General features: G+C 71.9%; 23 protein-coding genes and 1 tRNA gene. 8 read left to right on the top strand and 16 right to left on the bottom strand.

What is annotated here, in order from left to right; genetic code table 11:
* Positions 1 to 2: 2 nt before the first annotated feature.
* Together ABTY59_RS17110 and ABTY59_RS17115 are read right to left on the bottom strand one after the other, a co-directional pair.
* A complete protein-coding gene (locus ABTY59_RS17110; protein ID WP_352019758.1) occupies positions 3 to 698 on the bottom strand; it encodes a response regulator transcription factor in 696 nt (231 codons plus the stop codon).
* A gap of 54 nt (positions 699 to 752) precedes the next feature.
* The gene (locus tag ABTY59_RS17115; protein WP_352019759.1) at positions 753 to 1,556 is read right to left on the bottom strand and encodes an exodeoxyribonuclease III; all 804 of its coding nucleotides are present in this window, start codon (positions 1,554 to 1,556) and stop codon (positions 753 to 755) included.
* Between the two features lie 50 nt (positions 1,557 to 1,606).
* Here ABTY59_RS17115 and ABTY59_RS17120 point away from each other — a divergent pair, with 50 nt between their 5' ends.
* Complete coding sequence (locus ABTY59_RS17120; RefSeq protein ID WP_352019760.1) at positions 1,607 to 2,086, top strand: GNAT family N-acetyltransferase; 480 nt, start codon at positions 1,607 to 1,609, stop codon at positions 2,084 to 2,086.
* 105 nt (positions 2,087 to 2,191) lie between these two features.
* Here ABTY59_RS17120 and ABTY59_RS17125 read toward each other — a convergent pair.
* The 7 genes from ABTY59_RS17125 to galU all read right to left on the bottom strand — a co-directional run bounded on the left by ABTY59_RS17125 (position 2,192) and on the right by galU (position 7,524).
* Positions 2,192 to 2,265, bottom strand: a tRNA-Ala gene (locus ABTY59_RS17125).
* A 96-nt stretch (positions 2,266 to 2,361) separates the two neighbouring features.
* The gene (sepX, locus tag ABTY59_RS17130) at positions 2,362 to 3,399 is read right to left on the bottom strand and encodes a divisome protein SepX/GlpR (protein WP_352019761.1); all 1,038 of its coding nucleotides are present in this window, start codon (positions 3,397 to 3,399) and stop codon (positions 2,362 to 2,364) included.
* A 137-nt stretch (positions 3,400 to 3,536) separates the two neighbouring features.
* Positions 3,537 to 4,148: a GNAT family N-acetyltransferase gene (locus ABTY59_RS17135; protein WP_352019762.1), complete on the bottom strand. Its 612-nt coding sequence runs from the start codon at positions 4,146 to 4,148 to the stop codon at positions 3,537 to 3,539.
* Positions 4,145 to 4,681: a MogA/MoaB family molybdenum cofactor biosynthesis protein gene (locus ABTY59_RS17140; RefSeq protein WP_352019911.1), complete on the bottom strand. Its 537-nt coding sequence runs from the start codon at positions 4,679 to 4,681 to the stop codon at positions 4,145 to 4,147. The genes ABTY59_RS17135 and ABTY59_RS17140 overlap by 4 nt, the downstream gene beginning before the upstream one ends.
* 14 nt (positions 4,682 to 4,695) lie before the next feature.
* Entirely contained in the window at positions 4,696 to 5,181 is a 486-nt protein-coding gene (moaC, locus tag ABTY59_RS17145) for a cyclic pyranopterin monophosphate synthase MoaC (RefSeq protein WP_352019763.1), read from the bottom strand.
* Positions 5,182 to 5,240: 59 nt separating this feature from the next.
* Positions 5,241 to 6,608: a molybdotransferase-like divisome protein Glp gene (gene glp, locus ABTY59_RS17150; protein WP_469540209.1), complete on the bottom strand. Its 1,368-nt coding sequence runs from the start codon at positions 6,606 to 6,608 to the stop codon at positions 5,241 to 5,243.
* 4 nt (positions 6,609 to 6,612) lie between these two features.
* Positions 6,613 to 7,524: a UTP--glucose-1-phosphate uridylyltransferase GalU gene (gene galU / locus ABTY59_RS17155; protein WP_352019764.1), complete on the bottom strand. Its 912-nt coding sequence runs from the start codon at positions 7,522 to 7,524 to the stop codon at positions 6,613 to 6,615.
* A 104-nt stretch (positions 7,525 to 7,628) separates the two neighbouring features.
* Between galU and ABTY59_RS17160 the strand changes: the two genes are divergently transcribed.
* Positions 7,629 to 8,228, top strand: coding sequence for a 5-formyltetrahydrofolate cyclo-ligase (locus ABTY59_RS17160; protein ID WP_352019765.1), 600 nt, complete (start codon positions 7,629 to 7,631; stop codon positions 8,226 to 8,228).
* Here the strand turns inward: ABTY59_RS17160 and ABTY59_RS17165 are convergent.
* Positions 8,212 to 10,968, bottom strand: coding sequence for a penicillin acylase family protein (locus ABTY59_RS17165; protein ID WP_352019766.1), 2,757 nt, complete (start codon positions 10,966 to 10,968; stop codon positions 8,212 to 8,214). The genes ABTY59_RS17160 and ABTY59_RS17165 overlap by 17 nt on opposite strands.
* A 215-nt stretch (positions 10,969 to 11,183) precedes the next feature.
* On the opposite strand from ABTY59_RS17165, the gene ABTY59_RS17170 reads away from it, so the two are divergent.
* The 6 genes from ABTY59_RS17170 to mscL all read left to right on the top strand — a co-directional run bounded on the left by ABTY59_RS17170 (position 11,184) and on the right by mscL (position 16,919).
* Positions 11,184 to 12,773 carry a potassium/proton antiporter gene (locus tag ABTY59_RS17170; RefSeq protein WP_352019913.1) on the top strand — a complete coding sequence of 530 codons (1,590 nt, stop codon included), beginning with the start codon at positions 11,184 to 11,186 and terminating at the stop codon, positions 12,771 to 12,773.
* Between the two features lie 251 nt (positions 12,774 to 13,024).
* On the top strand, positions 13,025 to 14,305 hold the full coding sequence (locus tag ABTY59_RS17175; protein WP_352019767.1) for an MFS transporter: 1,281 nt from the start codon (positions 13,025 to 13,027) through the stop codon (positions 14,303 to 14,305).
* Positions 14,306 to 14,373: 68 nt separating this feature from the next.
* Complete coding sequence (locus ABTY59_RS17180) at positions 14,374 to 14,703, top strand: FmdB family zinc ribbon protein (protein WP_352019768.1); 330 nt, start codon at positions 14,374 to 14,376, stop codon at positions 14,701 to 14,703.
* 79 nt (positions 14,704 to 14,782) lie between these two features.
* Positions 14,783 to 15,628 carry an S-methyl-5'-thioadenosine phosphorylase gene (locus ABTY59_RS17185; RefSeq protein WP_352019769.1) on the top strand — a complete coding sequence of 282 codons (846 nt, stop codon included), beginning with the start codon at positions 14,783 to 14,785 and terminating at the stop codon, positions 15,626 to 15,628.
* 124 nt (positions 15,629 to 15,752) lie between these two features.
* Complete coding sequence (locus ABTY59_RS17190) at positions 15,753 to 16,283, top strand: hypothetical protein (protein ID WP_352019770.1); 531 nt, start codon at positions 15,753 to 15,755, stop codon at positions 16,281 to 16,283.
* A 114-nt stretch (positions 16,284 to 16,397) separates the two neighbouring features.
* Positions 16,398 to 16,919: a large conductance mechanosensitive channel protein MscL gene (gene mscL / locus ABTY59_RS17195; RefSeq protein ID WP_352019771.1), complete on the top strand. Its 522-nt coding sequence runs from the start codon at positions 16,398 to 16,400 to the stop codon at positions 16,917 to 16,919.
* A gap of 19 nt (positions 16,920 to 16,938) precedes the next feature.
* Here mscL and ABTY59_RS17200 read toward each other — a convergent pair whose 3' ends face one another.
* The 6 genes from ABTY59_RS17200 to ABTY59_RS17225 are packed head-to-tail and all read right to left on the bottom strand — an operon-like array spanning position 16,939 to position 22,372.
* Positions 16,939 to 17,160, bottom strand: coding sequence for a hypothetical protein (locus ABTY59_RS17200; protein WP_352019772.1), 222 nt, complete (start codon positions 17,158 to 17,160; stop codon positions 16,939 to 16,941).
* A 42-nt stretch (positions 17,161 to 17,202) separates the two neighbouring features.
* A complete protein-coding gene (locus ABTY59_RS17205; RefSeq protein ID WP_352019773.1) occupies positions 17,203 to 17,619 on the bottom strand; it encodes a hypothetical protein in 417 nt (138 codons plus the stop codon).
* On the bottom strand, positions 17,616 to 18,269 hold the full coding sequence (locus ABTY59_RS17210; RefSeq protein ID WP_352019774.1) for a QcrA and Rieske domain-containing protein: 654 nt from the start codon (positions 18,267 to 18,269) through the stop codon (positions 17,616 to 17,618). The genes ABTY59_RS17205 and ABTY59_RS17210 overlap by 4 nt, the downstream gene beginning before the upstream one ends.
* Positions 18,266 to 18,913, bottom strand: a complete 648-nt coding sequence (locus tag ABTY59_RS17215; RefSeq protein WP_352019775.1) for a 4Fe-4S dicluster domain-containing protein — start codon at positions 18,911 to 18,913, stop codon at positions 18,266 to 18,268. The genes ABTY59_RS17210 and ABTY59_RS17215 overlap by 4 nt, the downstream gene beginning before the upstream one ends.
* 7 nt (positions 18,914 to 18,920) lie before the next feature.
* A complete protein-coding gene (locus tag ABTY59_RS17220) occupies positions 18,921 to 21,242 on the bottom strand; it encodes a molybdopterin oxidoreductase family protein (RefSeq protein WP_352019776.1) in 2,322 nt (773 codons plus the stop codon).
* Positions 21,239 to 22,372, bottom strand: coding sequence for an MFS transporter (locus tag ABTY59_RS17225; protein WP_352019777.1), 1,134 nt, complete (start codon positions 22,370 to 22,372; stop codon positions 21,239 to 21,241). Before ABTY59_RS17225 ends, ABTY59_RS17220 begins: the two co-directional genes overlap by 4 nt.
* Between the last annotated feature and the right edge of the window lie 18 nt (positions 22,373 to 22,390).

The following is a 22,390-nucleotide window of genomic DNA, read 5'->3' on the forward strand; positions in this document are numbered from 1 at the left end:
CGTCAGGCCCCTTCGGAGAGCCGATAGCCCCGCCCGTACACGGTCTCCAGACGGCGGGGCCGGCCGGGATCGTCCTCCAGTTTCAGCCGGAGGTTGCGGACGTGGACGTCGACCGTGCGCTCCAGGACGTCGCTGTCGAAGCCGAAGACCCGCTCGATGATCTGCGCCCGGGTGAAGACCCGGCCCGGCTCGCGGGCCAGGACCTCAAGGAGCGAGAACTCCTTGGAGGTCAGGACCACCGCGCGGCCCGCGACCCGGACCTCGAAGCGGGCGGTGTCCAGCTCGACCGCGCCGACCCGGAGGACCGTGTCCCGGGCGGCCGCGCCGGTCGCCCGGGACCGGCGGAGCAGGGCGCGGACCCGTGCGGTGAGCTCCCGCGGGCTGTACGGCTTGGTGAGGTAGTCGTCGGCGCCGAGGTCGAGGCCGAGGAGCATGTCCTCCTCGGTGCTGCGGGCGGTGAGCAGCAGGATCGGGACGTCCGATCCCTCGGACCGCAGAATGCGGCACACGTCGAGGCCGTCGACGAAAGGCAGCATCACGTCGAGAACGACGAGATCCGGCCGGATGCCGCGGACGCGCTCCAATGCGGAGCGGCCGTCCGCGACGACCTGGACGGAATTCCCCTCGCGTTCCAGATAGAGGCGAATCAGCCGTGACTGCTTTTCGTCGTCCTCGGCGATGAGAATGCGCGCGCCCAACGATGCCCCCACCCGGTCCCGTGAATTGCACAGCACGGTACCGCGTGGCCGGGCCTACATCTCGTAGACGGCGGTCACGGGGGCGTGGTCGCTCCACCGCTCGTCGTGGGTGGCGGCCCGCTCGACGTGGGCCTTCACGGCCTTGGCGGCGAGCCCGGGGGTGGCCATCTGATAGTCGATCCGCCAGCCGCTGTCGTTGTCGAAGGCGCGCCCGCGGTAGGACCACCAGGAGTAGGGCCCCTCCTGCTCGGGGTGGAGCGCGCGCATGACGTCCACGTAGCCCCCGTCCCCCTCCTCCAGCACGCGGGAGAGCCACTCCCGCTCCTCGGGCAGGAAGCCGGCGTTCTTCCTGTTGGCCTTCCAGTTCTTGAGGTCGGCCTCGCGGTGGGCGATGTTCCAGTCGCCGCAGACGACGACCTCACGGCCGTCGGCGGCGGCCCGGGCCCTGAGCCCCTTCAGATAGGGCAGGAACTCGCCCATGAACCGGTACTTCTCGTCCTGGCGCTCCGTGCCGACCTCACCGGACGGCAGGTAGAGGCTGGCGACGGTCACACCGGGCAGGTCGGCCTCGACGTACCGCCCGCTGGTGTCGAACTCGGCGGAGCCGAAGCCGATCCGTACGGCGTCGGGCTCGCGGCGCGTGTAGAGGGACACACCGGCGCGTCCCTTGGCGGCGGCGGGGGCGTGGACGGTGAACCAGCCCTCGGGGCTGCGCACCTCCTCGGGCAGCTGCGCCTCCTCGGCGCGGACCTCCTGGAGGCAGACGGCATCGGCGGAGGTGCCGGCCAGCCACTCGACGAAGCCCTTCTTGGCTGCGGCGCGGAGACCATTGACATTCACGGACGTCACAGTGAGCATCCCGGGAGAATACCGACACCCCCACAATGCACACACATACACTTGAGCGCATGAACATTCAGCCCACGCCCTACGACCACCCCGACGCCGTCACACTCGACGACGCGGTGCAGGCGGAGTACGCCGTCCGCTACGACGACGAGGGCGACGTCACACCGCTGGACGCCGGAATGTTCGTCCCGCCCCGCGGCCTCTACCTCCTGGCGTACGACCCCGAGGGCCGCCCGGTCGCCACGGGCGGCTGGCGCACCCAGGACCGGAACGACGAGGGCTACTCGGACGGCGACGCCGAGCTCAAGCGCATGTACGTGGTCCCCGAGGCGCGCGGCCTGGGCCTGGCCCGCCGCATCCTCGCGGCCCTCGAAGCCGACGCCCGCGCCGCCGGCCGCACCCGCATGGTCCTGGAGACCGGCACCGCCCAGCCCGAGGCGATAGCCCTCTACGCCTCCAGCGGCTACGAGCCCTGCGCCAAGTTCGGCCACTACCGCGACTACCCCAACAGCCGCTGCTTCGCGAAGCCGCTGGTCTGACACCGCCCCGGACCCGCACCCGGCCGGGTGCGGGTCACCCCGTACTCCCCGCACATGCGAAAGATCCCGCCCGATCTTGCGATCGGACGGGATCTTCCGTGTCTGTGGACCTGTGGGGATTTGAACCCCAGACCCCCTCGATGCGAACGAGGTGCGCTACCAGACTGCGCCACAGGCCCTTGCGACGTGTGAAACATTAGCATCCCGATCGGGAAGAACAAAAATCGCTTCCGTCGCAGGTCAGCCGGGGGCCGTCGCGGACCCCCGGCCGGGGGTCATTCGTTGGCCGCGCGGGGGCGGTCGTCGTCGGCGTACTGGTCGAACAGCGGGGTGCGGCCGCCCTCGCGGCCCCTGCGCGGCGGGGTGGCGCGCTGACGGGGCGCCGGGGACGGGGCCGGCGTCGGGTCGGCCGCCGTGGAGGAGCGGGCCGCGCTCCAGGTCTCCGGGTCCGTGATGTCGATGCCGCTCGTGGCGCGCGGGGCGACCGGGGCGGTGACGTACGTGGGGAGCGGCACCGGGACCGGGTCCCAGCTGTCGCCCCGGGCCGGGCCGCGCTCGCGCTGCTGGTCCACCCACTCCGCGTGGTCGGTCTGCTCGACCAGGGCCCGCCGGTCCGCCTCCTGCGGGGAGACCGCCGGGGCCATCGGGGCCGGGTCGGCCTCCGGCTCCGGCGTCGGGACCGGGCGGCGGCTCTCGCGCAGCCGGGCGGCGGCGGCCTCGGCGCGGCGCCGGTCCATCACGTAGACGAAGCGGCGGCGCTCCTGGATCCGCAGGTGCACGATGTACGCGCTGAGGAGCAGCGCGGGGACCGCCGGGGCCCACAGGAAGGCGACGCCGCCGACGGCCGCGACGACCGCGCCGAGCGTGAAGGCGGCGAAGAGGAGCGTGGTGGTCCTGCGCCGGCGGGCGAGGACCTTGCCGCGACGGGCGCGCTCGGCGGCGCCCGGGGCGGGACGGGCCGCCGCGGCGGGTTTCGGCGCCGGTTCCGGATCGGGCTCCGGGAGTTCCAGGCGCGCTTCCGTCCTGGCCGCGGGCGCGGAGAAGGCCCGGACGTCGACCGAGCTCAGATGCTCGGTCTCCGCGTCCGGGTCCACGTCGGGCGTCGGTCCCTCCGCCGTACGGTCCCGCTGCTTGAGCTCCTTGGCGTACCGGCGCTCCATGCCCGCCCGTCCGGAAAGCAGCCGGATGGCGGTGCTGAAGCGTTCCGTCGGACGGGCCTCGTTCAGCTCGTCCTGCCTGCGGAGCCACATCGGCACCAAGTAGGCGGCCCAGGCCCCGACGATGACTGCGTAGATGAGGCCGCTGCTGCTCACGCCTCACACGGTAGAGGGGTTCTGTAACACGCATCGGCCAATTGGCCCGGTGTGTCGCACGATCTGGCTGATATCACTGAACTTTTTTGTGATTGTTCAGATCGATTGACCGCCAACTGACGATTGAATTCGAACACTTATTGCATTCTCGCGTGATGCCAGCGCCGCAGCAGCCCCTCCGGCACCTCTTCCGCCGTCAGCGCGAACACCAGATGGTCCCGCCAGGCCCCGTCGATGTGGAGATAGCGGGGCCGCAGCCCCTCCTCGCGGAAACCGAGCTTCTCCACCACCCGGCGCGAGGGCCCGTTCTCCGGGCGGATGCACACCTCCATGCGGTGCAGCCCGACCACCCGGAAGCAGTGGTCGACGGCGAGCGCGACCGCCGTCGGCATCACCCCGCGCCCGGCCACCTCGCTGTCCACCCAGTACCCCACGTGCGCCGAGCACATGGAGCCCCAGGTGACCCCGGCCACCGTCAACTGGCCGACGAGCCGCCCCCGGTACTCGATGACGAAGGGCAGCATCCGGCCCGCGTTCGCCTCCGACCGCAGATGGCGGACCATCTGACGGTACGTCGGCCGGTGCGCGACCGGAGCACCCGGAGGGGCCGGCGGGACCGTCGCCTCCCAGGGCCGCAGCCACTCGCGGTTGCGCCGGTTCACCTCGCGCCAGGCCGCCTGGTCGCGCATCTTTATCGGGCGGAGCAGCACCTCGCCGTCGACGAGGACGACCGGCCAGGACGGGATCACGACGCTCTCGGGTGGTCGCCGCCGCGGATCTGGTCGACGGCGTGCCGGAGGAGCGGCTCCAGGACGGACAGACCGTCCCGCACCCCGCCCGGGGACCCCGGCAGGTTCACGATCAGCGTGCCGCCCGCGACCCCGGCCAGACCGCGCGAGAGCGCCGCCGTCGGGACCTTCTCGCGGCCGTACGCGCGGATCGCCTCCGGGATGCCGGGGATCTCCCGCTCCAGGACCCGGCGGGTGACCTCCGGGGTCTCGTCGGTGGGCGAGATGCCCGTGCCACCGGTGGTGACGATCACGTCGTACCCGGCGGCGACCCCCTCGCGCAGCGCCGCCTCGACCGGCGCCCCGTCCGGGACCACCCGCGGGCCGTCCACGGCGAACCGCATCCGGGTCAGGCCCTCGGCGATCAGCGGACCGCCCTTGTCCTCGTAGACCCCGGCCGACGCGCGGTTCGAGGCGGTGACGACGAGCGCCCGGTAGGCCGCCGCGGGGACCTCACCGTCCTCGTGGGCCTCGTGCTCGTGGACCCCGGCCACCCTGCCCGCGCGCGTCACGCCTCGGTCCTCGTCCAGTGGCCCGACTTGCCGCCCGTCTTCTCCTCCACCCGTACGTCGGAGATGACCGCGCCCTTGTCGACCGCCTTGATCATGTCGACGACCGTCAGCGCCGCCACCGAGACCGCCGTGAGGGCCTCCATCTCGACGCCCGTGCGGTCCGTGGTCTTCACCGTGGCCAGGATCTCCACGGCCTCGTCCGTGACCGCCAGGTCCAGGGTGACGCCCGAGACGGCCAGCGGATGGCACAGCGGGATGAGGTCCGGGGTCCTCTTCGCGCCCATGATCCCGGCGATCCGGGCGGTCGCGAGCGCGTCGCCCTTCGGCACGCCCTCGCCGCGCAGCAGCTCGATCACGCGCGGCGAGACGAGGACCCGCCCACTGGCGCGGGCGGTCCGGGACGTGACGTCCTTCGCCGATACGTCGACCATCCGGGCCGCGCCCGCCTCGTCGATGTGGGTGAGACCTTGCTGCGTGCTCATCGCCGTGACACTCCCGGTCGCTGTGTGAAGGACGACACCGTACCTCCAGCGTCGCCTCCTCAGCCGAGGAGGACCACTTCCAGCTCCGCGCCCGGCTCCACGGTCTCCGTGTCCTCCGGGACCACCAGCAGGCAGTCCGCGTGCGCGAGGGCCGCGATCAGGTGGGAGCCGGCGCCGCCCACGGGGGTGACGCTGCCCGCCGCCCGGTCGTACGTGCCGCGCAGGAACTGGCGGCGGCCCGCCGGGGACGACAGCGCCTCGTCGGCGGCGAGCACCGCCCGCACCGTAGGCCGGTGCAGGTCCTCGACGCCCATCAGCGCCCGGATCGCGGGACGCACGAACAACTCGAAGGAGACGTACGACGAGACCGGGTTCCCCGGCAGGGCGAGCAGCGGGATCTGCTCGGCGCCGATCGCGCCGAAGCCCTGCGGCTTGCCCGGCTGCATGGCCAGCTTGCGGAAGTCGACCTGCCCGTCGGCGGTCAGCGCCTCCTTCACCACGTCGTACGCGCCGACGCTCACCCCGCCGGTGGTCACGAGCAGGTCGGCCCGGATGAGCTGGTCCTCGATGGTGGCGCGCAGCGACTCCGCGTCGTCGGCGACGGCCCCCACCCGGTAGGCCAGGGCGCCCGCGTCCCGCGCGGCGGCGGCGAGCGCGAAGCTGTTCGAGTCGTGGATCTGGCCCTCGCCCAGCGGCTCGCCGGGCTGCACGAGCTCGCTGCCGGTGGACAGGACCACCACCCGCGGCCGGGGGCGGACCTTCACGGTGCCCCGGCCGATCGCGGCGAGCAGGCCGATCTGCGGCGGCCCCAGGACCGTGCCCGCCGCGAGGGCGAGCTCCCCCGCCCGCACGTCGCTGCCCGCCCTGCGGACGTGGGCGCCGGCCTCGGCGGACCGGTGGACCCGGACCTCGCCCCCGGCGCCCTCGGGTGCGGCGCTGGCGGCGGTCATGCCGGTGGCCGCGCCCCCGCCCGTACCGCCGTCGGTCCACTCGACGGGCACGACGGCCTCGGCACCGGGCGGCAGCGGGGCGCCGGTCATGATCCGGGCGGCCTGGCCGGGGCCGACCTCGGGCAGGCCGCCGGCGCCCGCGGCGACGTCGCCGATGACGGTGAGGACGGCGGGGAACTCCTCGGTGGCCCCGGAGACGTCGGCGACCCGGACCGCGTACCCGTCCATGGAGCTGTTGTCGAAGGGGGGCAGCGCGACCGGCACCGTCACGTCCTCGACGAGGACACAGCCCTGGGCGTCGAGGAGTTGCAGCTCGATCGGTTCCAGCGGGGAGACCGTCGCGAGGATGTCGGCGAGGTGCTCGTCGACGGACCACAGGCCGCGGGCCGGGCCCGCGCAGGGGTCCGGCGCGCCGCCCTCGTGGTCGTGCTTCTCGTGGTCGTCGTGGGACGGCGACGGTGCCGCGCTGCTGCTCAAGGTGCTACATCTCCTCGCTGACGTATCTCCGGAGCCAGGCCCGGAAGTCCGGTCCCAGATCTTCACGTTCGCACGCGAGTCTGACAATGGCACGCAGATAGTCGCCGCGGTCACCGGTGTCATAGCGGCGCCCCTTGAAGACGACGCCGTGCACCGGGCCGCCGATCTTCTCGTCGGAGGCGAGTTTCTGCAGGGCGTCGGTGAGCTGGATCTCGCCGCCGCGGCCCGGCTCGGTCTCCCGCAGGGTGTCGAAGACGGCCGGATCCAGCACGTAGCGGCCGATGATCGCGTAATTGCTGGGCGCCTCACCCGGGTCCGGCTTCTCGACCAGGTCCGTCACCTTCACGACGTCCGAGTCGGCGGTCCCCTCGACCGCCGCGCAGCCGTAGAGGTGGATCTGCGAGGGCTCGACCTCCATGAGGGCGATGACGCTGCCGCCCTCCCGCTCCTGGACGTCCACCATCCGCGCGAGCAGCGGGTCGCGCGGGTCGATCAGGTCGTCGCCGAGGAGCACCGCGAAGGGCTGGTCGCCGACGTGCGGGGCGGCACAGAGCACGGCGTGGCCGAGGCCGCGCGGGGCACCCTGGCGGACGTAGTGCATGGTGGCCAGGTCGCTGGACTCCTGGACCTTGGAGAGGCGTTCCTCGTCGCCCTTCCGGATCAGGGCTTCCTCCAGCTCGTAGTTCCGGTCGAAGTGGTCCTCCAGCGGACGCTTGTTCCGGCCGGTGATCATCAGGACGTCGGTGAGACCGGCCGCGACGGCCTCCTCGACGACGTACTGGATGGCCGGCTTGTCGACGACCGGCAGCATCTCCTTCGGCGTCGCCTTGGTCGCCGGGAGGAAGCGGGTACCGAGACCGGCGGCGGGGATGACAGCCTTGCTGATCCGGCCGAGCCTGGGGAGCGACAGATTCATGCGGAGCACCTTAGTGCTTGGGAATGAGAGGAAGATGTGGCTTCGGTTAACTTCCTTCACATAAAGACAGTTACGAGAATTTCGTACAGGTACATGAGGCTTTGATGACACCCGAGATGTCCGAAAAGACGATGCTGCGCAGCCGACTTCTGGCCGCTCGTGCCGCGCTGACCTCCGCGTCCCTCGCGGACACGGCCGAATCTCTCGCCCGGCGGGGCATGGAACTGGCCGAACTCTCCGGAGCGGCCACCGTGGCCGCCTATGTGTCCGTCGGCCGCGAGCCGGGCACGCGCGCGCTGCTCGACGCCCTCCACGCGCGCGGGGTGCGGGTCCTGCTCCCCGTCCTGCTGCCCGACAACGACCTGGACTGGGCGGCGTACGAGGGACGCGAGGCCCTCGCGAAGGCCGGCCGGGGCCTCCTGGAGCCGACCGGGCCCCGGCTCGGCCCCGAGGCCGTGTGCGCCGCCGACGCGGTGCTGCTGCCGGGCCTCGCCGTCGACGGCCGCGGCATGCGGCTCGGGCGGGGCGGCGGCTCGTACGACCGGGTCCTGGCCCGGCTCGCACGCGCGGGCGTGGATCCGGCGCTGGTGGTGCTCCTCTACGCGGACGAGGTGGTCGCCCGGGTCCCGGAGGAACCGCACGACCACCCCGTGCACGCCGTGGTGACCCCGGAGGGGGTCACCCGCTTCAGGGCTTCAGCGTGAGCGTGTCCTTCGTCGTCGCGTCGACCGCCGCCTTGCCGTAGGCCCAGTCGTACAGCTCGCCCTTCGCCCAGGCGTCCGTCTGGTCGGTGTAGTTCGAGTGGAAGGCGTGGCCGGAGGCGCCGGTCAGGTTGACCCAGCGGGACCTGTCCCAGTCGCCGACGTTGACGACCATCCGCATCGACGGGACCCAGATGACGTCGTAGCCGCCGGCCGCGTTCCAGCCGGTGGCGTCGACGGCCGCCTCGCCGCCGCCCAGGTTCCACGGGCCGCGGTTGAGGAGCTGCTGCACGACGCCGGGTCCGGCGGTGCCGAGGGTCTGGTTCTTGAGCGTCAGCTGGTGCAGCCGGCCCCAGCTCCAGGTGGAGACGTCCTTGCCGAGCTTGGCGGTCAGCTCCCAGCGGGCGTCCTTCATGGCGCGGGCGAGCAGCTGGTCACGGGTCTCGGTGGCCGGGTCCAGGCGGTTGCCCGGGGTCGTCCACCACTCGCTCTTCTCCTGCTTGAGCAGCGGGCGGACCACCTCGTACCAGCGGTCGCCGCCGTCCGGCTGCGCCGACTCGGGGTCCCGCTCGCCGCACTCGCGGACGAGCTTGTTCTGCTCGTCGACCGGTCCGGTCGCCTGGGCCGGGCGGACGTTGATGCAGTCGCCCTCGGCGCGCAGCTCCTTGGGCAGCCTGTTCCCGAAGGCCAGCTTGAGGACGTTGCGCCAGACCGCGTTGAAGTAGGCGGCGGCCGCCGAGTCGGGCTCCTGGGTGTAGTCCCAGCCTTCGAGGAGTTTCTGCGCCTCGCGGACGTAGGGGTCCGAGATGTCGATCTTCAGCAGGAGCGGGTTGAGCAGGGTCGCGATCTCGCTGCGGTTGTCGGTCTGCATGGTCCGCATGTCGTCCGGCGAGATCTTGCCGCCGTCCTTGATCTTCGACTCGATGAGGTCGTTGATCCGCTGGCTGCGCGAGCCGTAGCCCCAGTCCTTGGTGAGCAGGTCGGGGTAGGTCTTCTGGTCGATCACGGCCTGGTTGGCGGTGACGACGTAGCCGCGCTCGGGGTCGTACTCGTACGGCAGCTTCTCGAAGGGGATGTACCCCTTCCACCGGTACGAGGAGTCCCAGCCGGGCGCGGGCAGGGTGCCGTCGCCCTTGGAGCGCTGCGGGATCTTGCCCGGCGACTGGTAGCCGATGTGGCCCTCGGTGTCGGCGTAGATCAGGTTCTGGGACGGGACCTCGAAGTTCTTCGCGGCGGCCCGGAAGGTGGTGAAGTCCTTGGCGCGGTCCAGCGCGAAGATCGCGTCCATCGACTTGCCCGGCTCCAGCGCGGTCCACTGGAGGGAGACGCCGTAGCCGGTGCCGCGGTCGGGGGCGGCGTTGCCGACGGGGGCCTTCTGGCCGACCGTCCCCAGTTCGGAGGAGCGGTCGGAGACGAGCGGGCCGTGCCCGGTGGAGCGGACGGTGATCCTGCGGTCGCTGCCGCCGGCCACCTTGATGACCTCCTCGCGGACGGTGAAGGGCTTGACCTTGCCGTCGACGAGGTAGCCGTCCGGGCCGATCTTCTCCAGGTAGAGGTCGGTCACGTCGGCGCCGAGGTTGGTGAGGCCCCAGGCGATCTTGTCGTTGTGGCCGATGATCACGCCGGGCATGCCGGAGAAGGTGTAGCCGGCGACGTCGTAGCGGCAGGTCGCCGAGACCGAGCGGCAGTGCAGGCCCATCTGGTACCAGAGGGACGGCAGCTGCGGCGCGAGGTGCGGGTCGTTGGCGAGCAGCGGCTTGCCGGAGGTCGTGTACTTCCCGGCGACGACCCAGGAGTTCGAGCCGATGCCGTTGCCGTTCGGGCCGAGCAGGGCCGGGACGGTGTCGAGGACCTCGGACAGCGCTCCGAGCTGCGACGACGCACCGCCGGAGGAGCCGGAGCCGTCCGGGCCGGAGCCCGGGGTGTCGCCGGTGGTCGCCCCGTCGCCCTCGCCCGCCTCGGCCTTCGGGTCGAAGGTCCCGGTGGACTCGTCGACGGCGCCCTTGTCCACGATCGGCTGGTGGAGCGCGTACGGGTACTCCGGGTACAGCTCCTTGATCTGCTTCGCGTTCAGCCGGCTCGTCATGAGGGAGCGGTCGATCTCGTCCTGCATGTTGCCGCGCAGGTCCCAGGCCATCGCCTTGAGCCAGGCCACCGAGTCGACCGGGGTCCACGGCTCGATCGCGTAGTCGTTGGTGAGGCCGAGCGCCGCGTACTCGACGGAGATCTCCTTCGGCGCGCGGTCCTTCAGGTAGGCGTTGACGCCCTCCGCGTACGCCTGGAGGTACTTCTTCGTCTCCGGCGACAGGACCTTGTCGTACTCCTCCTGCGCGACCCGGCGCCAGCCGAGGGTGCGCAGGAAGGCGTCGGTGTCGACCTGGCTCTCGCCGAACATCTCGGAGAGGCGGCCCGCCGTCACGTGCCGGCGGACGTCCATCTCGTAGAACCGGTCCTGCGCCTGGACGTAGCCCTGGGCGCGGAAGAGGTCCGTCTCGTTGTCGGCGTAGATCTGCGGGACGCCGTTCGCGTCCCGCTTCACCTCGACGTCGGCGGAGAGCTTGTCGAGGCGGATCTCGCCGGTCGTCTGCGGGAACGAGGCCCGGACGGTGCTGACTCCCCAGTACCCGCCGAAGCCGATGCCCGCGACCAGTGCGAGGACCAGGACGACGAGGATCAGGCGGGCGCGCCGCCCTTTCTTCTTGGCGGTCTTCTTGCCGGGGGGCGCGGTCGTGTTGGAGGGCATCGCTGTCCTTCGAGGGGCAGGGTGGTCCTGGAGTACGGGAGCAACCTTAGGCGCAGCGTCCGGACGGCCCGGACGCGGTGTCAGGAAGAGAACCGTACTGGTGAGCGAGGAGAGGCAAAGGCGGCGTCAAGAAAGCGTTAAAGATTAGGTAAGGTAACGAAGTACCTTGCCGCTGGAGGAACGATCCAGCCGCACGTGAGGGGAAGGAACGGCCACTGACTGTCCACCAGCTCAACGAACTCCTGCTCGTCTGCTCCCTCGTCCTGCTCGTGGCCGTCGCGGCCGTGCGGATCTCCTCCCGCAGCGGACTCCCCAGCCTTCTGCTCTACCTGGGCATCGGCGTCGCGATCGGACAGGACGGCATCGGCAACGTCGCCTTCGACAACGCGGAACTGACGCAGGTCATCGGCTACGCCGCCCTCGTCGTGATCCTCGCCGAGGGTGGCCTCGGCACGAAGTGGAAGGAGATCAAGCCGGCCCTGCCCGCCGCGGTCGTCCTCTCCACCGTCGGCGTCGCCGTCAGCGTCGGCATCACCGCCGCCGGCGCCCACTACCTCGTCGGGCTCGACTGGCGGCAGGCGCTGATCATCGGCGCCGTCGTCTCCTCCACCGACGCCGCCGCGGTCTTCTCCGTCCTGCGCAAGGTGCCCCTCCCCTCACGGGTCACCGGCGTCCTGGAGGCCGAGTCCGGCTTCAACGACGCCCCCGTCGTCATCCTCGTCGTCGCCTTCTCCACCGTCGGACCGGTCGACCACTGGTACGTCCTCGTCGGAGAGATCGCCCTCGAACTGGCCATCGGCGCCGCCGTCGGCCTCGCCGTCGGCTTCGTCGGCGCCTACGGCCTGCGCCACGTCGCCCTGCCCGCCTCCGGCCTCTACCCGATCGCCGTCATGGCGATCGCCGTCAGCGCCTACGCCGCAGGCGCCATGGCCCACGGCTCCGGGTTCCTCGCCGTCTACCTGGCCTCGATGGTCCTCGGCAACGCCAAGCTGCCCCACGCGCCCGCGAACCGCGGCTTCGCCGAAGGCCTCGGCTGGATCGCCCAGATCGGGATGTTCGTCCTGCTCGGCCTGCTCGTCACCCCGCACGAGCTCGTCCACGACTTCTGGCCCGCCGTCGTCATCGGCCTCGTCCTGACCGTCGTCGCCCGGCCCATGGAAGTCCTGGTCAGCCTGCTGCCCTTCCGGATCCCCTGGCAGGAGCAGGCCCTGATGTCCTGGGCCGGCCTGCGCGGAGCCGTCCCCATCATCCTCGCCACCATCCCCATGGTGTCGAAGATCGAGGGCAGCGAACGGATCTTCAACATCGTCTTCGTCCTCGTCGTCGTCTACACCCTCGTCCAGGGCCCGACCCTCCCCTGGCTGGCCAAGGCCCTCAAGCTGGGCGACTCCAGCGAGGCCGCCGACCTCGGCGTCGAATCCGCCCCGCTCGAACGCCTCCGCGGGCACCTGCTCTCCGTCGCCATCCCGGAGCGCTCCCGGATGCACGGCGTCGAGGTCGCCGAGCTGCGCCTCCCCGCCGGAGCCGCCGTCACCCTCGTCGTACGCGAGGACGCCAGCTTCGTACCGGGCCCCGCGACCGTCCTGCGGCACGGCGACGAGCTGCTCGTGGTCGCCACCGACCCCGTGCGGGACGCCACCGAGCGGCGGCTGCGGGCCGTCGGACAGGGCGGAAAGCTCGCCGGCTGGCTCGGCACCGGGGGCGCGACCGCGGTCTCCGCGCCCGCCGCCTCGGGCCGCTTCCACCTGCCGGGCAGCGGCAGCCAGAAGCCGGGCCATGGTGGACCCAGGAAAACATCCGGTTAATCGCAGGCATTAATTCAGGTGCGGGAGCGTTTTCCCAGGCGGGAAGACGCTCTTCCCTGTACCATGAAGGCACACCAGATCGAACCAACTCTGCCTGACGCAGAGCTGGCGCGACCGTATGGCGGCCGTGGCGCCCCTCCGCAGTGGGGCCGGCCCGGTATCTACCGCAGTGACGCGCATGAGGACAGCTCTCGGCGACACCCGCACCACCGTGCCGGGGCGCGCTACCAGGCGGCAGAAAGGCAAGGACCGTGGCGTCCACGGTCATCACGGACAAGCGGCCCGGCTACGGACAGCTGCTGCGCACACCCGGCGCGCTGTCCTTCCTGCTCCCCGGCTTCGCGGCCCGGCAGCCCTTCGCGATGCTGACCATCGGCATCGTCCTGCTCGTCCAGCACACCACCGGCTCCTTCGGCAGCGCCGGCGCGGTCGCCGCCGTCACCGGCGTTTCCATGGCGCTGTTCGCCCCCCAGAGCGGCAAGCTCGCCGACCGCTTCGGCCAGCGAGCCGTCCTCGTCCCCGGCGTGCTCGTCCACACCGCGTCCGTCTCCCTGCTCGTCGCCCTCGCCCTGGCCGGCGCCCCGATGTGGGCCCTGTTCCTGGCCGCGATCCCCGCAGGCGCCTCCGTGCCCCAGGTCGGGCCCATGGTCCGCGCCCGCTGGGCCGCCAAGCTCGACGGCACCCCGCTGATGCCGACGGCCGCCGCCTTCGAATCCGTCACGGACGAGTTCACCTTCGTCGTCGGCCCCGTCCTCGCCACCGCCCTGTGCACCGGCATCCACCCGGCAGCCGGCCTGATCGCCGAAGCCGCCCTCACCCTCGTCGGCGGCCTCTTCTTCGCCGCGCAGCGCGCCACCCAGCCCGCCCACGGCATCACCGCCGCCGCGGGCCGGCACGGCGCCGAGCCGCACCGCTCCGCCCTGTCGATCCCCGGCGTCCGCGTCCTCATCGTCGCCTTCCTCGGCATCGGCTCCGTCTTCGGCGGCATGCAGGTCTCCCTCACCGCCTTCACCGAGGAGATCGGCAACCCCGGCGCCAACGGCCTCCTGTACGGCATCTTCGCCGCCGGCAACATGCTCGCGGGCATCGCCATGGGCGCCGTCGCCTGGAAGACCGGCCCCCGCCGCCGCCTGATCCTCGGCTACGCGGGCCTCACCGTCGCCGCCTCCCTGCTGTGGACGACGCACTCCGTACTGCTCCTCGCCGCCCTCGGCCTGGTCGTCGGCCTGTGCATCGCCCCCGCCCTGATCACCGGCTACACCATCGTCGAGACCCTGATCCCCGCCTCCGCCCGCACCGAGGCCTTCACCTGGCTCACCGGCGCGGTCGCCCTCGGCCAGGCCGCCGCCGTCACCGTCGCCGGCCGCCTCGCCGACGCACACGGCGCGAGCACCGGATTCCTGGTGCCGATGGCGGGCACGGCCCTCGCCCTGGCCACGCTCCTCGCCCTGCGGTCGCGGCTGAAGCCGCGCGAGGCGAGCCGGGTCGCGGCACGTGGCATCGGTCACCGCGTGCCGGTGACGGTGGACTGATCCCACGGAATACGTCAGTATGGATCGTCGTTAGCACTCGATGAGTGTGAGTGCCAGGAGGAAGTCAAGTGCCGACCTACCAGTACCAGTGCACCGAGTGCGGCGAAGGCCTCGAGGCGGTGCAGAAGTTCACCGATGACGCCCTGACCGAGTGCCCCAGCTGCAAGGGCCGCCTGAAGAAGGTGTTCTCGGCCGTCGGCATCGTCTTCAAGGGCTCCGGCTTCTACCGGAACGACAGCCGCGGCTCGTCGTCCAGCAGCTCGCCGGCCGCGTCGAAGTCCACGACGTCGACCTCGTCGTCCTCTTCTTCGGACGCGAAGCCCGCCGCGTCGACCGCCTCGTCGACCGCTTCCTCCTCCTCGACGTCCTCGTCGAGCACCGGAAGCTCCGCAGCCTGATCTTCCCGAGGGCCCCCGTCGCCGCGTGCGACGGGGGCCCTCGGCGTTCCCGGGAACGGCCGCCCTTAGGGTGATCCGCATGGCCAACCATGACGTGTACGCGGACATCGGCGTGATCGGCGGCTCCGGCTTCTACTCCTTCCTGGAGGACGTCACGGAGGTGCCCGTCGACACCCCGTACGGCAGCCCCAGCGACTCCCTCTTCCTCGGCGCGATCGGCGGCCGGCAGGTCGCCTTCCTCCCCCGGCACGGCCGGCGCCACACCGTCCCGCCGCACCGGATCAACTACCGCGCGAACCTCTGGGCCCTCCGCTCCGTCGGCGTACGGCAGGTCCTCGGGCCCTGCGCCGTCGGCGGCCTGCGCGAGGAGCACGGCCCCGGCACCCTCGTCGTGCCCGACCAGCTCGTCGACCGTACGAAGAGCAGGGCGCAGACCTACTTCGACGGCGTGCCGCGGGCCGACGGCGCCGTGCCGAACGTCGTCCACGTCACCTTCGCCGACCCCTACTGCCCCGACGGCCGGCGGGCCGCCGTCAAGGCCGCCCGCGGCCGCGGCTGGGAGCCCGTCGACGGCGGCACGATGGTCGTCGTCGAAGGCCCCCGGTTCTCCACCCGCGCCGAGTCGCGGTGGCACGCCGCCGCGGGCTGGTCCGTCGTCGGCATGACCGGACACCCCGAAGCCGTCCTCGCCCGCGAGCTGGGCCTCTGCTACACCTCGCTCGCCCTCGTCACCGACCTCGACGCGGGCGCCGAGACCGGCGACGGCGTCTCCCACACCGAGGTCATGCGGGTGTTCGGCGAGAACGTGGGACGCCTGCGCGAGGTCCTCTTCGACGCCGTGGGAGCCCTGCCGGCGACGCTCGACCGGGACTGCCTGTGCACCCGGGCGCACTCCGGCTGGGACCTGGGCATCGAGCTGCCGTAAACCACCCCGGGGAGTGGGGCGGTCGTCCACAGGCGACGGTTCGTCCCCAGGCCGGAGCGGGGCGGTGGCGGGACGGGGACAGTGGGTGCGGAACCCGTTCCCGACCAGGACAGGCGGCACCGCCATGACGACCACCCCTCCCGCCCCGCCCCTCGTCTCCTCCTCCGTCCCCGGGCCCCGCACGGTGCCGCCGTTCGAACCGCTCCGGGTCCGGGGCGCCCGCCACCGGCTGCGCGGGGCGCTCCGGCGCGGACGACGGACACCCGCGCTGCTCCTGGCGCTGACGGCCGGCGCGCTCGCCGTCGCGCACACCGGCACCGCCCCGGCCGCGCCACCCCCTGCGGCGCCCGCCCGCGCACGGCCGCCCGCCGCCGCGCCCCTGGTGTCCGCACCCGTGCGGATCGCCGACGCCGCGACCGTACGGCTGCTGCGCCCCGGCGACCGGGTCGATGTGATCGCCGCGCCCAACTCGCCGCTGGGCGAGGGGGCTGAGGCCCGGGTCGTCGCGACGGGCGCCCGAGTGGCCGAAGTCCCGGCGCCGGGCGAGACTCGTTCGGACGGAGGGGCGCTCGTCGTGCTCTCCGTGCCACGGCCGACGGCGGCGAGGCTGGCAGGTGCCGGTGTCACCTCCCCACTGGCGGTGACGATGTGCTGATTCGTACTGACTTGCTGTCAAGTCACCGTCCCGTGTGTACGGATTGGACGCCTCTGCGCCGTTCACGGCCTAATGGCTCCGCACACAGCAGCACACGCGACGAAAGGCACCCCGGTGGCCGAGAAGAAGGAATCCCTGCTCGGAGGCTTCAAGGCCTTCCTGATGCGCGGCAACGTGATCGACCTGGCGGTCGCGGTCGTCATCGGTGCCGCGTTCACCAACATCGTGAACTCGGTGGTCAAGGGCATCATCAACCCGGTCGTCGGCGCCTTCGGCACCAAGGACCTGGAGAGCTACGCGTCCTGCCTGCAGGCTCCCTGCCAGGTGGTCGACGGAGAGATGCAGGGCATTCAGATCCAGTGGGGTCTGGTCCTCAGCGCGGTGCTCAGCTTCCTGATCACCGCCGCCGTCGTCTACTTCCTCATGGTCCTGCCGATGGCCAAGATCCTCGCCAAGCGCGCCGCGCACGACAAGGCGAGGGAGGGCGTCGAGGAGGTCCTGGAGGTCAGCGAGCTGGAGGTCCTCAAGGAGATCCGCGACCACCTCGTCGCCCAGCGCGGCCCGGGCATGAACAACACGACCCCGGGCTCCGGAGTCGCCGGCGGCGGGAACGCGGGGGCGCACTCCACCTCCTGACCGGCGACCCACGCCGGTCTCAGAGGTGGTGCGGCGGCTTCTCGTCGAGGAAGCGCGCGAGGTCGGCGGCGCTGTCGCCGCCGGCCGGAGGCCGCTCTCCCCACCCGCGGTCCGTGTCGTCCGCGGACTGCCGGTCCAGCGGATCGTCGAAGACGAGTACCGGCTTCGGACTGCTCTCGGGGCTGGAAGACATGCCGGGCCGCTTCGCGTCTCGCGGTCCGTGGGCGGGGGCGGTGCTCATCTCTTCAGACTACGCCCGCTCGCCCGCCCCGTACCCCGCTGATCAGCGATCCTCCGGATCGATCAGCCAGAGGCCCAGCACCACCAGGAACGACAGGACGAGGAAACCCGCACCCCACCAGGCGGTGCCGGTGTCGCCCTCCATCCACTCGTCCACCACGATCGTCAGCCCCCACAGCTGGCCGATGACGACCGTGAGCGCCAGCGCGAGGCGGGCCGAGAGCTTCGAGGACCGTTCCGGCTCCTGCTCGGTGCCCGCCCCGGGACCCGGGCCGGTGTGCCGGATCCGCGGATCGCCGTACCCGCTGGTGGGCCGGATCTGCGGGTAGCGCTCGCGCAGGGGCCGGTTCAGCCGGGGCTGGGCGCTGCCGGGGGTGTACGCGGGCGGGCGCGGGGCCGCCGCCGGGTCTGGGTCCGGGTCCGGCGCCTCGGGATCCCGGGGGAACGCGCTCTCGCTCATGTCCGCTCACTCCTCTCCGGCCCGCCGGACGCCGCCTGGGCCCCGCCCTCCAGGCGCTCGCACAGCGGGCTCCCCTGGCCGCGCTGGCGGCAGTAGCCCTCCTGGAGGCTTTCTCCGGAGCGGGCGGTGCCGATGGCCCAGACGCTGCCGTCGACCTGTTCGAGGAGGATCACCTTCGGCAGGCCGCGCGGCGGAGGGCCCGCGGTGACCTCTCCCGAACGGGCGTCGAAGACCCCCTCGTGGCAGGGGCAGTACAGCTCGCCCTCGCTGCCCCGGTCCCGGCGCCAGAGCACGGCGCAGGCGAGGTGGGTGCAGACGGCGGAGTAGCCGGCGAGGGTGCCGTCGTCCATGCGGACGGCGATCGCCCGGTCCTCCTCGCCGGGATAGCGGAAGGCGAGGGACTCCCCCGGTTCGATGCGGTCGGCGATCTTCTTGATCGCGGGCATGCCGTCGGGGTCGCCGTGCCGGTGCAGGATGCCGGAGGCGACGCCGACGCCGCCGACGGCGAGGCCGCCGGAGACGGTGGCGACGATCCGCAGGTAGTCGCGGCGGGTGGTGAGGGAGTCGGCGGCGATCCGGTCGTGGAGCGCCTCCTGCGCCGCGTCGGTGCGGGCGTCCGGCGTGGGCGGCTGCGGGTCGGTGACGCTCAACGGACTCCCTCCCGTCGCCCGTCGCCACCCCTGTTCGAGTTCGCTCCGCTCACGTCCCTTCCGTTGATCTCGACGACGGGGAGCCCGCCGGGCACCGGCCACTGGACCTTGTCGGCGGGGACGACCATGGCCACTCCGGTGGAGACGGTGGTGCTGCCGAAGGTGAAGGAGTCGGCGACCTGGACGCCGGGGCGTTCGGCGCGGAGCTCGTCGAGGGTGCCGTAGAACAGGGCGCCGGTGGGGCAGACGGTGGCGCACATGGGGGCGAGGCCGTAGGCGGTGCGGTCGTAGCAGAGGTTGCACTTCATCTGGAGCTTCGCCTGGAGGTCGATCTTGGGTACGCCGAAGGGGCAGGCGTTGACGCAGTTGGCGCAGCCGATGCAGCGGGTGGTGTCGGCCTGCTGCACGACGCCGTCGGCGGTGACGAGGATGGCGTCGGCGGGGCAGACCTCGGCGCAGGGGGCGACGGGGTCCTCGCAGTGCATGCAGACGGTGGGGAGGGAGGCGACGGAGCGGCCCTCGTCGGGGTAGTCGAGGTGGATCATCGACTTTCCGCGGTGGGAGTCGCATTCGCGGCAGGCGGAGACGCAGGCCTGGCAGCCGATGCAGCGGCCCGGGTCGATGAAGATCGTGCGGCCCATCATGTGCGGGTCAGCTCCTCTCCGCGGTGCCGCGGCCCTGGGGGGAGGTGGGGGGCAGCGGGTCGGTGCGGGATACCTGGGTCTCCGGGTAGGCCTGGTGGCCGGGGGCGGTGGGCGGTGCGGGGACCTCGTCGACGCGTTCGGCGGCTTCGATGCGCGCGGCGCAGACCTTGTACTCGGGGATCTTGGAGCGGGGGTCGAGGGCGTCGATGGTGAGGGCGTTCGCCGCGGTGGGGACGGGCCAGTGGTAGGGGACGAAGACGGTGTCGGGGCGGATGGCCTCGGTGACGAGGGCGGGGAAGACCTCGCTGCCGCGGCGGGTGACGACGCGGACGGGTTCGCCGTTGCGGAAGCCGTGCGAGGGGTGGACCTCGACCCAGGGGCGGGGGGTCTGCTCGACGAGGGCGCCCAGGCGGCGGGTCTGGTTGCCGGAGAGGAAGTGGGCGACGGTGCGGCCGGTGGTGAGGGAGAGGGGGTACTCCTCGCTGTACGGGTCCATGGGCGGGTGCCATTCGACGACCTGGAGGTGGATCTTGCCGTCGGGGTGGTAGGAGCGGCCGTCCTCGAAGAGGCGGGGGGTGCCGGGGTGGTCGGTGCCGGGGCAGGGCCAGGCGATGCCGCCGGTCTCCTCCAGGCGCTCGTAGGTGATGCCGTAGTAGTCGTTGACGGTTCCGGCGGAGGCGACGCGGAGCTCCTCGAAGACGGAGCGTGAGTCGGGGAAGGCGAACTTGTCGCCGGCGCCGAGGCGTCGGGCGAGTTCGCAGATGACCCAGGTGTCGGTGCGGACGCCCGCGGGGGGTTCCTGGGCCTTGTTGTGCTTGACGACGCGGGCCTCGGCGTTGGCCATGACGCCCTCGTCCTCCGCCCAGACGGTGACGGGGAAGACGACGTGGGCGTTGGCGGCGGTCTCGGAGAGGAAGAAGTCGAACTGGGCGTGGAATTCGAGGGTGTCGTAGCCGTCCTTGACGGTGGCGTAGTTCGGGAGGGAGACGAAGGGGTTGTTGCAGATGCCGACGAGGCCGCGGATCTCCTTGCGTTGCATCTGCCAGACCATCTCCATCATGGAGGTGCCGGCGAGCGGGAGTTCGGTCTCGTCGATGCCCCAGATCTCGCAGATCTGCCGGCGGTGTTCGGGGTTGGTGATGGAGCGGCCGCCGGGGAGGAGGTCGGACTTCTGCCCGTGTTCGCGGCCGCCCTGGCCGTTGCCCTGGCCGGTGATGGTGCCGTAGCCCGCGCCGGGCCTTCCGATGTTCCCGGTGGCGACGCAGAGGTTGATGATGGAGAGGCAGTTCTCGACGCCCTGGGAGTGGTGCTCGACGCCCCGGGCGTGCCAGGCCATGGCCCGGCCGGCTCCGGCGAACACGCGGGCGACCTGGACGATCTGTTCCGCGGGTACGCCGCAGATCTCCGCCGAGCGGGCGGGCGGGTAGGCGGCGACGGTCTGCTTGACCTCGTCCCAGCCGGTGGTGTGGGCGGCGAGGTAGGCCTCGTCGGCGAGGCCTTCCTCGACGACGACGTGCAGGACGGCGTTGAAGAAGGCGGAGTCGGTGCCGGGTTTGAGGGCGACGTGGATGTCGGCGGTGCGGGCGATCGCGGTTTCGCGGGGGTCGACGACGACGAGGGTGGCGCCCCGGTCGCGGGCTCCCCAGAGGTACTGGGTCATGACGGGGAAGCATTCGCCGACGTTGGAGCCCGCGATGAGGAGACAGTCGGTGAGGAGGATGTCGGAGAAGGGGTTGCCGGCGCGGTCGATGCCGAAGGCGAGCTTGTTGGCCCCGGCGGCGGAGACCATGCAGAGGCGGCCGTTGTAGTCGACGTGCCGGGACCGGAGGGCGACGCGGGCGAACTTGCCGACGAGGTAGGTCTTCTCGGAGTAGAGGCTGGCGCCGCCGAGGAGTCCGAAGGCGTCGTTGCCGTGCTCGCCCTGGATGCGGCGGATCTCGGCGACGGTGTGGTCGAGGGCCTCGTCCCAGCTGACCTCGCGGAAAGGCTCGTCGCGGTTCCGGCGCATGAGCGGGGCGGTGAGCCGGTCGGGGTGGTTGACCTGCTGGTAGGCGTTGATGCCCTTGGGGCAGAGCCGCATGCGGTTGATGTCGTGGTTGCGGGGTTCGACGCCGAAGACCTTGCCGTGGCGGTCGACGCGGAGGTACATGCCGCACTGGACGCCGCAGAAGCAGCAGTGGGTGGGGACGAGGGTCTCGCCGTCCTGGTCGGCGCGCCAGCGGTCGGCGGGGATGCCTCCGGCGTCGCGGAAGGCGCGGGTGCCGGGCGGGGCGAGGGAGGGGTCGAGCGGCACCGGCCGGCCGGGGGTCGCGGGGTCGGTCGCGGTCACTTGAAGCCCTTCTTCACGTGGTCGAGGTAGGCGGTGCCGCGCAGGACGCGCTTGCAGCGGGGGCAGTACTCGGCCCATGCGTCGAAGCCGAGGTCGAGGTCGCGCATGGTGCCCCGGAGGTTCTCGACGTAGGGGGCGGTGTCGATGGGCTCGTGGCAGCGGCGGCAGGTGAGGATCTCGTCGTCGTCCTTGCGGCGCGCGGTGTACTTGAAGAGCTGCATGCCGACGGCGGCGGGCCGCTGGACGATGTGGAAGAACTTCCCGAAGGGGATGTAGATGAGGGTGAAGACGACGGACACCATGTGGAGGACGGCGAGGAACTCGTAGCCGCCGCCGTGCAGGAAGATCGACGAGAAGGTCAGCAGCAGCCCGGTCACGGAGACGACGATGAGGGCGAGCAGCGGGACCAGGTCGTAGGCGAAGCGCTGGCCGGTGATGGCGCCCCGGTCCTTCAGGCGGCGCCAGAGGAAGTAGGAGGCGCCGGCGATGACGAGGACGGCGGCGATGTCGAGGCCGTGGAACATGAGCCAGCCGACGGCGTTGAGGGCGTCGAAGCCGATGATCTTGAAGCCCCAGATCCGCATCTCGTAGCCGGGTCCCGCGCCGCTGTCGGAGGTGAAGGTGAACCAGCCCCAGGTGAGGGGGAAGGTGATGGCGGCGGCGAGCAGGCAGCCCCAGAAGAGGAGCTGGTGGGCGGCCCAGCGGGCGTGTGAGCGGGCGCCGAGGAACTTCTGGAAGCCGAGGTAGGTGGCGATCATCTTCGGCAGGGCGGTGGGGGCCTTGCGGAAGTTGGCGGCGGAGAAGAAGGAGCGCCAGCCCTGCCGGAAGAGGCGGCGGGCGCCGGGGGCCGAGATCCAGACCGTGTAGCGGTAGGCGACGCCGAAGGCGAGGAAGACGGTGGCGACGGCGTACGGCAGGAGGGCCGAGTCGAAGTCGCGGAGCAGGCGGCTGCCGAGGACGATCGCGACGATCAGCAGGGCGGAGACGGCGGTACCGGCGAGGGCGGCGCGGCGGCGCACGGCGCCGGGGGTCCGGGGTGCGGGCCTGTCGGCCGCCGCGGGGCCGGGCGTGGGTTCCGGGGCGGGGCCGGGGGCGGGGGTCGGCTCGGCTGTCTGCGGTGGCTCGGTCACGCGGTCACGGTAAGGCCA

Origin of the sequence: Streptomyces sp. NPDC096079 (genome assembly GCF_040303145.1) — a bacterium.
In the GTDB taxonomy this organism is placed as follows: Bacteria; Actinomycetota; Actinomycetes; order Streptomycetales; family Streptomycetaceae; genus Streptomyces.